General features: G+C 39.3%; 7 protein-coding genes. 2 read left to right on the forward strand and 5 right to left on the reverse strand.

Going from position 1 to position 13,297, the window contains the following annotated elements; translation table 11 throughout:
* Positions 1-43: 43 nt before the first annotated feature.
* Together T501_RS09440 and T501_RS09445 are read right to left on the reverse strand one after the other, a co-directional pair.
* The gene (locus T501_RS09440; RefSeq protein ID WP_050008233.1) at positions 44-2,989 is read right to left on the reverse strand and encodes an extracellular solute-binding protein; all 2,946 of its coding nucleotides are present in this window, start codon (positions 2,987-2,989) and stop codon (positions 44-46) included.
* Positions 2,990-3,007: 18 nt separating this feature from the next.
* Positions 3,008-4,516: an endo-1,4-beta-xylanase gene (locus tag T501_RS09445; RefSeq protein WP_044914511.1), complete on the reverse strand. Its 1,509-nt coding sequence runs from the start codon at positions 4,514-4,516 to the stop codon at positions 3,008-3,010.
* A gap of 496 nt (positions 4,517-5,012) precedes the next feature.
* Between T501_RS09445 and T501_RS09450 the strand changes: the two genes are divergently transcribed.
* Positions 5,013-5,993, forward strand: a complete 981-nt coding sequence (locus T501_RS09450; protein WP_050008234.1) for a helix-turn-helix domain-containing protein — start codon at positions 5,013-5,015, stop codon at positions 5,991-5,993.
* A gap of 106 nt (positions 5,994-6,099) precedes the next feature.
* Here T501_RS09450 and T501_RS09455 read toward each other — a convergent pair whose 3' ends face one another.
* Positions 6,100-7,671 (reverse strand): glycoside hydrolase family 43 protein, encoded by a 1,572-nt coding sequence (locus T501_RS09455; RefSeq protein WP_044914513.1) that lies wholly within the window; start codon positions 7,669-7,671, stop codon positions 6,100-6,102.
* On the reverse strand, positions 7,668-9,140 hold the full coding sequence (locus T501_RS09460; protein WP_081843103.1) for a glycoside hydrolase family 43 protein: 1,473 nt from the start codon (positions 9,138-9,140) through the stop codon (positions 7,668-7,670). The genes T501_RS09455 and T501_RS09460 overlap by 4 nt, the downstream gene beginning before the upstream one ends.
* Before the next feature lie 250 nt (positions 9,141-9,390).
* Between T501_RS09460 and T501_RS22550 the strand changes: the two genes are divergently transcribed.
* Positions 9,391-12,159: a carboxylesterase family protein gene (locus T501_RS22550; protein ID WP_330377034.1), complete on the forward strand. Its 2,769-nt coding sequence runs from the start codon at positions 9,391-9,393 to the stop codon at positions 12,157-12,159.
* A gap of 254 nt (positions 12,160-12,413) precedes the next feature.
* Here T501_RS22550 and T501_RS09470 read toward each other — a convergent pair whose 3' ends face one another.
* Positions 12,414-13,283, reverse strand: a complete 870-nt coding sequence (locus T501_RS09470) for a carbohydrate ABC transporter permease (protein WP_044914549.1) — start codon at positions 13,281-13,283, stop codon at positions 12,414-12,416.
* Between the last annotated feature and the right edge of the window lie 14 nt (positions 13,284-13,297).

Raw genomic sequence — 13,297 nt, forward strand, 5'->3', positions numbered from 1 at the left:
TTCTCCTAAAAAATTTCTCGTGATGCTGTGCCAATGCCTGCTGTTATTCAAGCGGCATTCCAAACTCTTTCCTCTTCTTCGTAATTTCTTCATCTATGAAGATTGAGTAATCGATGATTGCCTCTCGGGAATCAATCTTATCGTTTATAACCTTACGAATTGCGTTTGCAATATGGCGTCCGGTGAAGTATCCGCCGGGAACCTCTCTGATTCCAACTGTCTGATCCCATTGTGCATCAAGTACTTCTATATCATTTGTGCTCCATGACAGATTTCTGAATGCATCTCTGTTTGCTGTAGCATATCTTGCTGATGATCCAAGGAGAGCCTCGATCTCTCGACCGAATCTTACCTGTGTATCAGGTTCTGCCCACCACTTCATGAACTCCCATGCATTGTTTCGAAGTTCATCATTCTTTGTCCTTATCATCATTGTCGCACTACCTGTGATGAAGTCTGATCTGTCTATTGATCCGTCAGATTTCTCGGTTCCGGGTATCAGTGTGAAGTCCCATAATCCTCTGATCTCAGGAGCTGATACCATAAGTGTGTTGTATGTTGAATAAGGAGCAACTGCTATAGGCATCTCACCGGATCTGAATCTGCTTACTACATCGTAAATTGTAGGTAGATTGTAATCGTTAAAGTATCTTACATATTCATCAAATGCTTTAACACCGGCTTCTGTATTAACAGTTGTCTTTGTTCCGTTTTCGTTGTACATGTCACCGCCATTCTGATACAGAAGCGAGAAGTACATTGAAAGATCAGGAGCATTTGACATTATTGATGTTGAAGCTGTTGCAGCTCCGCTACTACCTGCTGCAGTAGGAATACCTACTGAAAGGTTGTGTCCCTGAATTGTAGGAAGCATCTCTATGAGTTCCTGCCATGTCTGCGGAGGCTCAAGTCCAAGTTCTTCAAGTACGTCCTTTCTATAGAACATAACATTAAAAGTCTGTGTCTCAGGTACACCATAGATATGTCCGTCAAGTCCATACTGTTCATAAGAACTCTTGGAGTAATGTGCCATAACATCTTCCCAGCCGGGGAACTGAGTAATATCCTCAGCTGCACCACGAAGTGCATAGTTTACAGGCTGGTCAGCGCCTACTGAAAGAACTACATTCGGTCCTCTTCCTGCAAGTACTGCATTAAGAAGTGCATCAGGTGCAACGATTTCTACGTTAACCTTAACTCCGGACTCAGGTGTGAAAGTATCATCAACCATTGACTTAAGGATTGTACCCTGATCACGACCTGTAAGTATCCAAACCTTTACGACCTGATCTTTACTGTTTGCATCATATACATCACCGACTGAGTTATAGTCTACAAAGAATGATGCTACGAAAGATTTGATCTCATGTGCTGACTTGGTAAAGAAATTAGCTTTATCTTTCTTAGGATTAACTCCTGTTCCGGATACTACCAGATAATCTATATCAAGCTTTGTATCACTCATATTAAGTGAAGCTGTACCAAGTGCTGTTATGTTATCCTTAAAGGATACAAACTCAGTAGTTATTTTCTGAGGTTTTTCTACGAATCTCTCAAGCTGCTGTGCTACTGTCTGTGCTGATGCAATCTGATCAGCTTTCTGACCTGTGTACTCGGTCATCTCATCAACTATCCTGTAAAGACGCTTTGATTCAAGATCCATAGCTTCCATAATTTCAGGATATGTCTTTTCAATATGATAATCTCTGTAAATATCAGGATTAACGCCTGTATAAACAAGGATTCTTCTGTAAATCTGGTTAAGTCTGAAGGTTGAATCCTCAAGTTCTTCAAGAATTCCACCGACACCACCAAGTGTAGCTTCAAGTCTTATTTTATGTGTTCCCTTGGTGAGGTAGATGTTGTAAGGTGTTCCATTATCATCTGCAAGTGTCAGACTGTTCCATTCATTCTCAAAGGGGAAGGATACTACACTCAGTTCCTGAAAAGGCACTTCTCCGTCAATCAGAACTTTTCTGCTTGATACTATTCCTCGTGAATAGTTCTGACGTCCCTTTATCATAATGTTGTAAAATCCATCCTCAGGTACATCGAAGTTCCATTCAATCCACTGTCCTGAGCTTCTCCAGGTATCTCCTCCTACATAGTTGAGAACCGTGTGTGTAACGCTATTTGGAACAGTTGTAGGTGATGATCTGTCATATTTTGCATAAAGTGAAGATTCTGATCTTAATGTTGAATCCTCGCCCTGAACTGTCTCTATAAATGTTTTAGCTGCGTCAGATTCTTCTTTTCCGGCATACTCTGCTGAGTACTCTTCGTAAGTTTTTATGGATTCTATTGCCTTAAGTTCGAGGCTTCCAATTAGCATTGGCTCATTTACTGCTTCTAAAGCAAGATCATTATCACCCTGTTCAAAATAGAAGCGATAAGGCTCTGTGATGAATCCCATATCATCTCTAAAATATGCTGTCTGCCAGTCAAAAACCTCTTTCTGGGTAGGTCTTATTTCATTGCCCTGGTTATCAACCTTTACATCTCCGCCATCTGCCCAGATTCTTGTGAAAGTGATGTTCTTTGCATCTTCAAAAGGTGTTTCTCCATTTATAAGTACTGATCTTTCAGCTGCAACTCCTCTTGATTCAGGAAGATAATAATTTAAATAGAGATTATAAAATCCAGCTTTTGGAACATTGACCTTCCAGGTCACTTTTGATCCTGTTCCGGTATAAAGAGCTTTATCAACATCTCCTTCAGGATTGCTCTCTTCATGAACATCTCCCTCTGCCTGATTATCAAAAACATCAACTTCTATTGACTCAGCCGGTATTTCGGCATCTGCATGGTCATCAAGGTAATTGGTATATGTTCCTGTCCTCTCCATGCCTTCAACGTCTTTTGTCAGGTCAGCACCTTCGTATTTATCATGGAAGGTTTCTATCCCTCTCATCGACAGTAGTACGCTTACCCCAACGATTACTGCCAGAACGACAACTACTAATAAAATTGTTTTGGTATTCTTTTTCATGTTATCCACCAATATCTCTTATTCCGCATTATTTTCTGCAAAAACCCAGAAACACGGTTTAGGCTCATATTTACTATCAAAAAGCAATGGACATTGTGCCTGTCCTGATTTATTACCTCCGCCAACGTTTGAACGGAACTGAAGCCATGAGTACTTATCTATCGTCCCCCAGAACGTCATGCCTGTAACTTTTGCCGCCCCGGAATTCTGCGCTGACTTAAGTGCATAATATAGAAGGTTATATTGCTTTCTTTCCTTTTCATACTCTGCTTCTACTGATTCAGGATCCGAGCTGTCATACTGATCACTTGCTGCCAAATCCCACTCTGTAATCTGTATGTTACCCACAACCTCGCCATAGGCTTTAATAGCATTTTCAAATTCTGTACTTGATGGTCCGGTCACGCTGTAGTGTCCCTGCATACCCATCGCTGTAATTCTTGTTCCCTCTCCTGGAGCACCTTCTTCTGCTTTAACAGCTTTCAGAAGTTCTATGATTCCGCCGCGCTTTTTCGCATCACACTCGTTGTAATCGTTGTAATACAGTTCCAAGCTCTCCGGCGCATACTTATTTGCATATTTAAAAGCATTTATAATGAAGCTTTCATTTTGATATACATGCCACCAGCTTGAGTTTCCTCCGTGAGTATCCTGTGAAAGTTCTTCATCAGGTCTCTCTGTATCCGTTCTGTAGGTTCCTGTGGAATCTGAAATCGCTTCATTAACCACATCCCATCCATAAAACAGATCTTTGTACTTGCTATCCTCTCCCACAAAGTGTTCAAGAACTGATTTTATGTACCACTCCTGTCGCTTATCCATAACTTCTGCGGTAACATATGGCTTTTCTTTGTCATAATCTTCATGAAAAAACCACTCAGGCGTCTGGGAATGCCATAAAAGCACATGTCCTCTGACTTGTAACGCTTGATCCGGATGTGTTTCATTCCATTTCAGGATTTTATCCAGGATTTTTTCAGGATTTTTGAAATTCAGCACCGGAACCGTTATTGTCTCTCCGTTTAATTCGGTTTCTTCGGTGCCGGGACAAACCGCATTGCTATAACCAAATAGTGAATCAGGTTTTAACTCATTTCCCAAGGTCACGCAGTTGAAATGCTTTGTTACTATATCCCACACACCTAAATCCCAAGGCTCCTGACCGGTGATCGCACACCCAAACCTGCAATTCATTGCTTTTTCTACACTGTCCTTTAGTGCAGGCACTTGATTCTCCTCGCTCTCTTCGGCATTTACATCAGATGCATCATCCGCTGTTTCCTCAGAAGCTTCTTCCACTTTTTGTGTTTCTTCTATATTAAGTGTGTCTTCATCCGAAGTATTGTCAGCAGCTTCTGTGTCATTGTCATTTGATTCATCAGATGTTGCGTTTAAATTTTCAATTACATTTGCTTGAGCAGTGCTTTTTGAAGTAGGTTGTCCGCAACCTGTACCTATAAGAGCCACTGTTGCCAGTACAATTGCTGTTCCTACCCCTCGGCGCTTAATAAGCTTATATTTCTTCATGAAATATTCCTCTCTACTACTCAGAATTTGCGAAAACTCTAAAAAGCTTTGCTGTTACTATAGCTTAGACTTTTATGGGCTTTTGTGCTTATCACATTTTGCTTTTCCATACGCGCTTATTGCTATATACTATCCAAATTAAAAAGGGGTATTTTATGCATTTTGCACAACTGTGAAATGTAGAGAAAAACTTTTATTAATAATTAATTAATAAAGGATACATATTTCATTTATAATAGCAAAATTTGAGAAGTTATTCTATAATTTTTTTCTTCCAAAATCTTGCTTTTTAATGCTCAGTTATTGCTATTATTAAGCCAAATTTTCGCGCAAAATATTGTATGCATTTCACAAAGTTAGGTTTTTACTGCATTTCCGTTTGATACATAAAGCAAGATGTGATAAATTCATAAATTATAAGATTGCTTTTAGCAATTATTGCACATTGGATAATAAAATTTGACTATCAGATATTGTTAATTTTATCGGGGGAATTATGAAGAACAAAAAAGAAAATCTAAACCTTGACTTCTATCACCAGAACACGGACTTTCGAAACAGAGTAATGGTTGCAGAGAAGGAAAACAGTATTTTTCCCAAGGATGCATCCGTAAGAATCTGGTATAACGTGCAAACAAGTGATTATCTTCCTCACTGGCATGATGCTATGGAAGTAATTATTCCGATTGAAAACTATTATGATGTAGAAATTGACAACAAACCTCATCATGTATTGCCAGGCGAAATCCTTATGATTTCCCCAAGAAAAATGCATCATCTTCACGCTCCTAAAAGCGGTGCCCGTTTTGTATGTCTTTTTAATGTAGATTTCTTCTCACAGGTAAAGGATTACACCGGTATGCTATTTGTAAAGGACAGCTGCATACATATTACACCTGAGACTTACGCTCCTGTTTACAGTGAGATTTACGATCTGTTTACACAGATATGGAATGAATACTTTCAAAATACAGAATTTTATGAATTCGCTATATATGCAAACCTTTTGCAGGCATTCACTCTTTTGGCAAGATGCCAGCTTAACCAGATACATCTGTTTACCGAGAGCAGTCCTAATAAGCGAAGAGATTATTTTGCCAGATTAAATGGTGTTTTGGAATATATTGACAATCATTACACTGAGGATTTAACACTTGATGAAGTAGCAGATTATAGTGGTTTCTCAAAATTCCATTTTACAAGATTATTCAAGGAATACATGAACAGCACTTTCTATGATTATTTAATTGGCCGTCGCATAAAAGCATCCGAAATACTACTTTCACAGAATGACCTTTCAATAACAGATGTTGCATTACAAGCAGGTTTTTCGAGCATTTCGACCTTTAATCGTACCTTTAAGGCTAAAAAAGGCTGTACTCCCGGAGAATATCGTGCTCTTTTCAGAAAAAACAAATATGGATCCCACGAAAATAACCTGGCTATTGAAGATCAGGTAGCTACAAGAATTATTTAACAGAGCATCAGAATAATCTGCGCATTAGTTTTATCTATATCGAAACGGTCTATAATTCAGGAAATCCAAGAGGTTTTCCTGAATTATAAAAAGAACGAGGTGTACATCAGTACACCTCGTATTTAAATTCGGAAAAAGCTGCTGTTCCGCCTGTTTTCTTTGTACTTAACATAAATAATGCAAATCTGCATCCCACAAAATGTGCCAGTGTAAACTGTAAACTTTTTGAGAACGGTAAAGGTCTGAATTCTTTTTCAGATAATCTTCTCCAAAATACTGTTGTATTTCCTACAGGAGCGAATGTATTAGCATCAATTCTAAATACAAAAGCCTTATCATTCCCAAGTGGTTCTCTTACTTTCACCACTTCTTCCCCATTTTCTTTAGATACAAGAAGTAGTACATTCTTACCATTCTGTTTTTCTATCGCAAGATAGCAATACTCTTCGCATAGCACGCCAAGTCCGGCTCTGTCACCATCTTTCAGTTTTTCAGTATTTACAATAACACTTGCTCTGCTTCTTGGAAGAGTCATTCGCTGTGTCAAAGTGTTTATAGCCTGATCAAATTTATCACAGATCCTGTCAGTGGAAATAAGCAGTTCTCTCTTTTTGGTATCCTGTTTAACCAAAGAAATCTCCGGCTGATGATTCCATTGCCAAAAACTCTTCATTCCAAAGCTGTCAAATTCTTCATCTTCGACGGTTCTGCCATCTTCGGAATTATTAAATGAGCCTTTTTTGCTAAAATCATCGCTTCCTGCAAGAGACATATATTCATGATCAGGTTTCGTATTACAGATTTCTATTTCTGAGGGCAGCTTTCCATTTTCTTCTATATAAGGTGTAGCTCCTCTCCAGCGAAGCGGAAGCAAAAATGGTGTTCTTCCAACTCCTCCTCTATCCTGGAAAAGCATTGTAAACCAATGTCCATCCGGGGTATCTACGATTCCCCCCTGAGCTACTCCCTGTCCAAAATATCCCATATCATCACAGAATAGCTCACCACCATGAAATTCTCCATCCAGCGAAGAAGCCATAAAATAGTTCTGAGTCCTCATCCATCTTGTCGGAAGTGAATGAATCAGGAAAAGATAATATTTTTCATTTATTTTATAAAAATGACATCCTTCATATGATAAAAAGTTATTATCCTCTTCCTTTACCAATGTTCTTTGAAGTCCGCCTTTTTTTGGCCCTTTAAGTTCACTATCGAGCTCTACCAGTTTTATTTCCCGATTGCCATAAGCAATAAAAACTCTGTCTTCATCAAATAAAATACTCGCATCATGATAAAAACCTTCAATATATTGCTTTTTCCACGGTCCATTTATGGATTCAGCCTTATATAAATATGTCTTATGAGTATCATTCGCGCAAAAGCTTAAGAAAAAACAATTGTTATGAAATCTCAAGCATGGAGCCCACATTCCTTTTCCATAAATATTCTGTCCATTTTTTAAGCATTGTCCTTCCGTATCATCCAGACGATCGTACACATAGGCCGCATGCTCCCAATGTAAAAGATCATATGACCTGAGTATCTCGCATCCCGGAAAAAAATGCATAGTAGTTGATGCCAAATAATATGTATCCCCCACCCGTATTACGTCCGGATCAGGATAATCCATAGGTATTACGGGATTTATTGTCCCCAAAGAAATCTTTTCTTTAATCATTTTATAAATCTCCATGCCATAACATCATAATCTGATCCCGCAAATGCAAAATAGATATCATGAACACCTTCCGGCACACTATCAAGTGTTACAAACACGTCTTCCATCTCGTTGTTGGTTTTTTCAACCGGTACATAAGCCAAAACCTGTCCGTCAATTGAGTCAAGGCTTATTCTGATGGCTCCGGTTCCACGACTTCTCAGCTTTACACAAATTTCGAACGGGTTGTCATATCCAAAATCAGCACCACTTATACTGCTCCAGCTTCCATCACTAATTCCGGAAAGGATCATATCACCTGAACCATGTTTAATGGCCTCATCTCCAAACTGAACAGTTGTAAGTCCGGCTGAATTCGACATTGTAACGGCTTTGACATCTTCATAAGGATCAAGATAAGCTACCTGTTTAACTCCTTGTCTTGTTCCTATTGAAACAGAAGGACCTCCATCCTTGATATCAAGAACATCAACATTTGTACTTCTGTATCCTCCATTCATTCCCATTGCTTTTTCAAGAATTCTTGAATGATATGTTATATACCACTGATTCTTGAACTCAAACATGCAATGATGGTTATTACCGCCAAGCCCAAAGAAGTGCTCAGGATTCTTAAGAATCGGTCTGTATGGTTCAAACGGTCCCATCGGGGAATCAGAAACAAGTGTTACTATTTCTCCCTGCTGATATCCGAGCTTTTCCTCCGCTTCAGGAGTCATACTGAAATTTGAGCAATATGAATAGTAATATTTATTTCCTATTTTATTTATTCCTGAATCTTCAAATAAGTAAGCAACATTTTCTATAGGCTGTGGATTGCCATCAAGGCTTATCATGTCTTTACCAAGCTTTACAACTCTTGCTGTGCCGGGGTTTGCCGCTTTATCCGGGCTCGGAACTCCGCCTCCAACATAAAGATATGAGCTTCCGTCATCATCCATAAGCACTGCCGGATCAAAAAGCCATGTTACTTCTGCACAATTAGGTGTTTCTCTTGAAATCAGCGGTCCGTCCAGAGGATCTGTAAATGGACCTACAGGGCTGTCTGCAGTAAGAACAGCTATCCCATTGCCATTATTAGCAAAATATAAGAAGAATTTGTCTTTACCGTCTATTTTCTTATACGCTGCCGCAGGAGCCCATGAATTTGCTCCCCACTTTGCTGCACCTGTACAGGAAGCCGCATAGATTGTGCCGTGATCTGTCCAGTTAACAAGATCACTTGATGAAACTACATTAATAGTATTTATGTTTCCATAAGTGTTTTCTTTTAATTCACCCTGCTCGTTATAAACAGGATCATCTCCTGTCATATATAAATAAACTCTGCCATCATAAACAATTGCATACGGATCTGCTCCAAATCGCTGTGTCATTACAGGATTGTGATCTCCCTGCGCCTTAGCCGCCTCACAGGGCTGAATCTGTTCAAAGATTTCTTCCATTGTCTGTTTCTCGATTACTTGCATTATAACCTCCCGAATCTTGCGAAATGTGCAAACTCCAATATTTATCCCAATCTAATGTAATTCTATTGATATTAATCACTTCTTTCCACAAACTAATTGCCAAGTTTTTTGCACAAATTGCGTAGTACATAGCAATCTTTAAAAACGAAATAGCAAGATTCGCATAGACCATGCAAAACACAAATCGTTAAAATTTAAGAAGAAATAGAGAATTATTAGGTTTTAATCTAACTTATGGAGGATAAAGCAAATGCTAAGAGAGACAAAAGTAGAAAACGGAGCCCTGCGCGGATTACCGGGCTCAGACCCTAGAATAACAGTATACAAGGGAATTCCCTTTGCAGCTCCGCCTGTTGGTCAAAACAGATGGAGAGCACCCCAGCCCTGTAAGGATTGGGATGGAGTATTAAATGCCTTTGAATATGGTCCTATATCAGTCCAGGATACTCCGGGACTTGGAACCGACATATATTGCAAAGAATGGCATGTTGACCCGGAAATACCCATGAATGAAGACTGTTTATACCTTAATGTATGGACACCGGCAAAGAAAACTGATGAAAAGCTCCCAGTTCTTGTGTGGTATTTTGGTGGCGGTTTTCAGTGGGGATATACAGCTGAAATGGAATTTGATGGTGAAAAGCTTGCAAGACGTGGCATAGTTGTTGTAAGCGTAAACTACAGATTAAATTTATTCGGTTTCCTTGCACATCCTGAAATTACCAAAGAAGCTCCTGATGCTCCCGGCAACTTTGGTCTGCTCGACCAAAAAGCAGGTCTTGAGTGGGTATATAAGAATATTGCTGCTTTCGGTGGTAATCCGGAACAGATTACTATAGCCGGACAATCAGCAGGTGGCGGCAGTACAATGCATCAACTTGCATGCGAAGATAATTTCAATAAAATAAAGGGTGCTGTAGTATTCAGCGGAATGATACATAACCCAAAGCAAACAGATGATATTTTTAGACCTCTCGACCTTGCCGGCGCTGAAAAGAAAGGAGAAGAATTCTTTGAATTTCTTGGAGTGAGCTCACTGGAAGAAGCAAGAAAAATTGACTCAGAAACCTTAAAAGCCAAATATGGAGAATATGCTGCTTCACATCCTCGTATGTTCCCTATTCAGGATGGTGTATTTTGTAAAAAAGATCCTGCTGTATTATTTATGGAAGGAAAAAATGCATCGGTGCCAGTAATATCCGGAAACACCTCAGATGAATTCCAGATTGACGGCGAGAGCAGTGTTGAGTTATCCGTCAAAACAGTATTTTTAAATGCTGAGAAAAATGGCAGAAACCAGAATCACTACTATTATAGATTCGATCCTGATATCCCCGGCGATGATACCCCCGGTACTTTCCATTCAGTAGACCTTTGGTTTTTCTTCGAATCACTGGGCAAATGCTGGAGACCTATGCAGGGCCGCCATTTTGCACTTGCAAGACAGATGTGCGATATGTTTGCTAATTTCATAAAAACCGGAGATCCAAACGGAAAAGGATGGGATAACAACGAATTACCTCGCTGGGAACCCTACACTGATAAAAACCGTGCCGAAATGATCTTTGATGGAAGAGGCGCTACCCTTCAGAAAGAAGGTGGAATCAGATTAGGTATCACAGGTAAGAAGCAGGCATTGAATCCGTATCTGCCTTCATGGGAATATATTCCGGATGGCGAACCATATGTATTTAATAACAGAGTATATGTTTATGGATCTCATGACATTTACAATGGAGAAACCTTCTGTCTTGGAGATTATGTTTGCTGGTCAGCTCCTATAGATAATCTCGGTGACTGGCACTATGAGGGAGTAATTTATCCGAAAACTGCTGATCCTCTCAACAAAGATGGTCGTATGTGCCTGTATGCACCTGATGTTACAGTTGGTCCAGACGGCAGATATTACCTGTATTATGTCCTTGATAAAGTATCAGTAGTTTCTGTTGCAGTATGTGATACTCCTGCAGGAAAATATGAATTCCTTGGTTATGTTCATTATCCTGATGGAACCAGACTTGGAGAAAAAGAAGGTGATGAACCACAGTTTGATCCCGGTGTTCTTACAGAAAACGGAAAAACATATCTTTTCACAGGTTTCTGTGGTCAGGGCGATAAGAGCAGATCCGGTGCAATGCTGACTGTCTTGGGTGAAGATATGCTCACAGTAGAAAAAGCTCCCAAAATAGTCGCTCCCGGCAGTTGTTATAGCCAGGGAACAGAATATGAAGGACACGCCTTCTTTGAAGCCCCTTCAATACGTAAAAAGGATGACAAATACTTCTTTATTTATTCATCCGAAGTTATGCATGAGCTTTGCTATGCTACTTCAGACTCACCGGAAGGTCCTTTTAAGTATGGTGGTGTAATAGTCAGTAACTGCGATCTGCACATCGATTCCTACAAAGATGCAGATATAGCCATGGCAGCCGGCGCAAATAATCATGGAAGTATGGTCCAGATTGGCGATTCCTGGTATATTTTCTATCACAGGCACACCAATAACACATGGTATTGCAGACAAGGTTGCGCAGAGAAATTGAACTTCAATGAAGATGGCAGCATTATTCAGGCAGAGATAACATCCTGTGGATTAAACGGAAAACCTTTATCTGATTATGGTGAATATCCATCATATATTGCATGTAATCTCTTTACAGATGAACATGCTGTTTATGTTGGTACAAACGGTCCCAGAATTGTACAGGACGGTGGTGATGGTGATCCTAACATCGGATATATCAGGCAGCTCTCCAATAACTCAACCGCAGGATTTAAGTACTTTGATATGAAAAATGTCAATGGTTTAAGAATACAGACCAGAGGCTATTTTAATGGAAAAGTTCAGGTTAAAACCGCTTGGAATGGAGAAGTTCTTGGTGAAATAGAAATAGAAAACCAAAATATCTGGACAGTGGGAGAATGCTCATTTGCTCCCATAACAGGTGTTAATGCGCTTTATCTGACATTTGTAGGAAACGGAAGCTGCTCTCTTAAGAGCTTCGAATTCTTACACTAAATAAAAGAAAACCTGTAAAATGCTCCGCTAGGGAAAAACACCATAGCGGAGCGCTTTTTATCTTTAGGAAATCAAACGGAATTTTCTAAAAGAAAAAAAGTCACGACATTGGGGAATGCCGTGACTTTTTAAGTAGATCACTTAGTGAGATTTTTTCTCTCCTATTTATTTCTACGCTTATTTTAAAAGAGTAAGTATTTAAAGATTCTTGAACACTTTTTCCTTATTGCGTTCAAGAAGTCATACTTCGTACATCAGCCCTTTACACCACCAAGTGTAACACCGCCAACGATGTATCTTGAAAGAAGAAGATATACTACAATAACCGGGAAGATTGAAAAAGCAATCATTATATAAACCTGTCCCATGTCAAACTTCAGCCAATCTGCAGCACGAAGCTGTGCAATCAAAATGGGAAGTGTCTTTTTTGTATCTGTGTGAAGTACAAGTGCAGGTGTAAAGTAATTATTCCAGCTGCTTACAAATGTGAAAATAGCCTGAACTGCAATAGCAGGTTTCATAAGCGGAAGCACAATACTGTTAAATGTTCTGAACTCACCCGATCCATCAATTCTCGCTGCCTCAATAAGTGAAAGAGGAAGTGTAGACTCCATGTACTGTTTCATATAAAAGAATACAGAAGGAGCTGCAATAGCAGGAATTGTAAGCGGAACAAATGAATCATCGAGCCCCATCTTGCCAATTAATTGCAGGAATCCAAGTGCAGTAACCTGTGCAGGAATCATCATAATCATAAGTATAAATGTGAACATGAAGTTCTTAAACTTGAAGTCATATGCATGTATTGCATATGCTGTCATTGTTGAGAAATATGTTGACAGTACAGATGTAACAACTGCTATGAAAAGTGAATTGAAAATACCATTAAATATCGGTAATGTACCATTTTTCAAATTTGTCCAGTTCTCTAAGATATGTGTGCTGGGTATTGCAGTAAATCCTGCACTTAATTCCTGATGCGATCTGGTTGAATTGATAAAAAGAATATAGAACCAGAATAAGCACAGAAATGATACCAATCCAAGTACAACATATGCAATTATTCTTCTGGCTTGTATAGAAGCTCCATTTTCCTTCTGACCCGCCACTAAGCTTGTATTCATTTCTAAAACGCCCA

Origin of the sequence: Butyrivibrio sp. WCE2006, assembly GCF_000701985.1 — a bacterium.
In the GTDB taxonomy this organism is placed as follows: Bacteria; Bacillota; Clostridia; order Lachnospirales; family Lachnospiraceae; genus Butyrivibrio.

Excerpts from the sequence above, each read along its gene's own strand:
- T501_RS09455 (WP_044914513.1), bottom strand. The coding sequence starts at position 7,671 with ATGATTAAAGAAAAGATTTCTTTGGGGACAATAAATCCCGTAATACCT.
- T501_RS09470 (WP_044914549.1), bottom strand. The coding sequence starts at position 13,283 with ATGAATACAAGCTTAGTGGCGGGTCAGAAGGAAAATGGAGCTTCTATA.
- T501_RS09460 (WP_081843103.1), bottom strand. The coding sequence starts at position 9,140 with ATGCAAGTAATCGAGAAACAGACAATGGAAGAAATCTTTGAACAGATT.
- T501_RS09440 (WP_050008233.1), bottom strand. The coding sequence starts at position 2,989 with ATGAAAAAGAATACCAAAACAATTTTATTAGTAGTTGTCGTTCTGGCA.
- T501_RS22550 (WP_330377034.1), top strand. The coding sequence starts at position 9,391 with ATGCTAAGAGAGACAAAAGTAGAAAACGGAGCCCTGCGCGGATTACCG.
- T501_RS09445 (WP_044914511.1), bottom strand. The coding sequence starts at position 4,516 with ATGAAGAAATATAAGCTTATTAAGCGCCGAGGGGTAGGAACAGCAATT.
- T501_RS09450 (WP_050008234.1), top strand. The coding sequence starts at position 5,013 with ATGAAGAACAAAAAAGAAAATCTAAACCTTGACTTCTATCACCAGAAC.